At 71.9% G+C, this 2,790-nt stretch carries 1 protein-coding gene and 1 pseudogene; both read right to left on the bottom strand.

Features of this window, described 5'->3' with window-relative positions; translation table 11 throughout:
* Positions 1-670, bottom strand: a pseudogene (locus AC1DUQ_RS20205) (hypothetical protein); the annotation flags it as partial.
* A gap of 88 nt (positions 671-758) precedes the next feature.
* Positions 759-2,381 carry a citramalate synthase gene (gene cimA / locus AC1DUQ_RS20200; RefSeq protein ID WP_477060488.1) on the bottom strand — a complete coding sequence of 541 codons (1,623 nt, stop codon included), beginning with the start codon at positions 2,379-2,381 and terminating at the stop codon, positions 759-761.
* Between the last annotated feature and the right edge of the window lie 409 nt (positions 2,382-2,790).

Raw genomic sequence — 2,790 nt, 5'->3', positions numbered from 1 at the left:
CGCCGGAGTGCGTCACCTCCTGCACGATCGACGGGTAGACGCCCTGCCCCTCGATCGCCGGCTCAGCCGTCCAGGTGGCGCCGTCGATGTCAGGGTTCACCTGGCTGTACTCCGGGCACGCGTCCACGGTGGTCACCAGGGTGCGGAACGCCTCACGGGCCGCCGCGGGGTCGGCCAGCAGGACGACCTCCTGCTGGAACGAGAGGGTGTCGTTGCCCCACAGGCGCGTGTCGTACCACGGGGGCGGCATCGCGACGACGGTGGCCGCGACGAGGCACTCCGGGGGCTCGATCGTCGACCCGATCGGCAGGCCCCACGACAGCTGGCCCGAGGGGATCTGCAGCTGCACCTCGGGGTCGGCCGCGGGGATCTCGGCGAGCAGGTCGTCGGCGGTGACGAACAGGGCGAGGGCAGTCGTCGGGTCGAAGACGGCGTCCGCGCCCGGGACGGCGACCGAGGGCGACGCCGAGCCGGGGGGCGACGACGGCGCAGGGGTGGGGCTGGTGACGGTCGGCGTCACCGACGGCTCGATCTCCACCGGCGCCCACGGCTGCGCCACGAGCGCCGTCACGAGCGCGAACGCGAGCAGGGCGACGAGCAGCCACCACCAGCCGATCCGCGATCGGCCCGGTGTCGGTCCCGGGTCGAGCGGCGGCACGCTGCCGGACACGACCGCTCCCTCCGCACGTCGGCGGCCGCACTGCAGCGGCCGGTCCCCCGAGGCTAGGCCGCTCCGGTCGAACGCGCAGGGATGAAGTTCAGCGCGGGGTGACTCCGCGGTGGCGCAGGCCCCAGATGGCGGAGTCCGTGAGCGCCTCCCACGACGCCTCGAGCAGGTTGGGACCCACTCCCACGGTGCTCCAGGACCGCTGGCCGTCCGTCATCTCGATGAGCACCCGCGTGACGGCGTCGGTGCCGTGCATCGAGTCGAGGATGCGCACCTTGAAGTCGATGAGCTCGAACGACTCGAGCTCCGGGTAGACGGTGACCAGTGCCTGCCGCAGCGCGTGGTCCAGCGCGTTGACCGGCCCGTTGCCCTCGCCCGTGCTGACGATCCGCTCGCCGCCGGCGTGCAGCTTGACGGTCGCCTCGGCGGTGGCCGGTGTCCCCCGACCGCCGGAGCGCTCGACGATCGTCCGCCACGACTCGACGCGGAAGTACTGGGGCCGCTGGCCGTCGATCTCCTCGAGCAGCAGCAGCTCGAACGACGCGTCGGCCGCCTCATAGGTGTACCCGTTGGCCTCGGCGTCCTTGACCCGGTCGGTGACGCGGCCGAGCAGCTCCGGGCGCCCCGCGAGGTCGAAGCCGAGCTCGCGGCCCTTGAGCTCGATCGAGGCGCGGCCGGCCATGTCCGAGATGAGCATGCGCATGTCGTTGCCGACGTTGGCCGGGTCGGTGTGCTGGTACAGGTCGGGGTCCACCTTGATGGCCGACGCGTGGATGCCGGCCTTGTGCGCGAACGCGCTGGCGCCGACGTACGGCGAGCGGGCGAACGGCGAGATGTTGGTGATCTCGCTGATGGCGTGAGCGATCCGGGTGAGCTCGGGCAGGCCGCCCGGCAGCCCGTCGGCGACCTTGAGCACCGGCAGCCCGTACTTGAGCTGCAGGTTGGCGACGACGGACAGCAGGTCGGCGTTCCCGGTGCGCTCGCCGTACCCGTTGACGGTGCCCTGGACGTGCGAGCACCCGGCCTCGACCGCGGCGAGCGTGTTGGCGACCGCGCAGCCGGAGTCGTTGTGCGCGTGGATGCCGAGGACGGCGTCGGGCCCGACGGCTCCGCGGATCTCGTGCACGATCTCCGCGACCCACGTGGGGACCATGCCGCCGTTGGTGTCGCACAGGGCGACCACCTCGGCGCCGGCCTCGAACCCGGCCAGGACGGCGGCGCGCGAGTAGGCGGGGTCGAACCGGTAGCCGTCGAAGAAGTGCTCGGCGTCCACCACCACGCGGCGGCCCTCCCGCACCAGGAACGCGACGGTGTCCGCGATCATCGCGATGTTCTCGTCCCCGGTGGTGCGCAGAGCGCGCTCCGCGTGCCGCAGGTCGTGCTTGGCGACGAGCGCGACGACCGGCGCCTCGGAGTCGACGAGCGCGCGCACCTGCGGGTCGTCCACCGCGCGCGTGCCCGCCTTGCGGGTGCTGCCGAACGCCGCCAGCTCGGCGTTGCGGAAGTCCAGCTCCTTGGCGGCCCGCTTGAAGAACTCCGTGTCCTTGGGCACCGCGCCCGGCCAGCCGCCCTCGATGAACCCGACCCCCAGCTCGTCGAGCAGCGGCGCGATGGCCAGCTTGTCGGAGACGGAGAGGTTCATCCCCTCCTGCTGGGCGCCGTCGCGCAGGGTCGTGTCGTAGACCTGGAACGGGGTGCTGGCGGGGACGGACACGATGGGCTCTCTTCGGTGCTGGGACGGACGACGTCGGTGCTGCGAGCTGAAGGTCTGCCGGCGGGGGTGTGCCGGTGCAGTCGACGGTAGCCGGGGCGGTGGTGGTGCCCCGACCAACAAAAAGACCCCCCGGGGTACGGGAGGTCTGCGCGTCAGCTGGTGGGCCGACGCGCTACTCGATAATGAGGGAGGAGCGGGTCACCCGTGCATCGTGGCACAGGTCACCATCCGTGGTCACGCGTTCCACGCCTTGGACAGGCCGAGCCGCAGCGAATGTCCGATCCCACCGTGTCCGGGCTGTCCGATTCGCTACCGTGGACACGGACCGTCATCGGCGGTACGCAAGGTGGGTCGACCTACCAGGAGGCACCATGTCCACCCCGACTCCCCCTCCGGATCGTCAGTCCGC

The organism is Cellulomonas sp. P4_B5_2, assembly GCF_056402235.1.
Note: the sequence above shows the minus strand (reverse complement) of the source record. Positions and strands in the feature narration are given on the sequence as shown.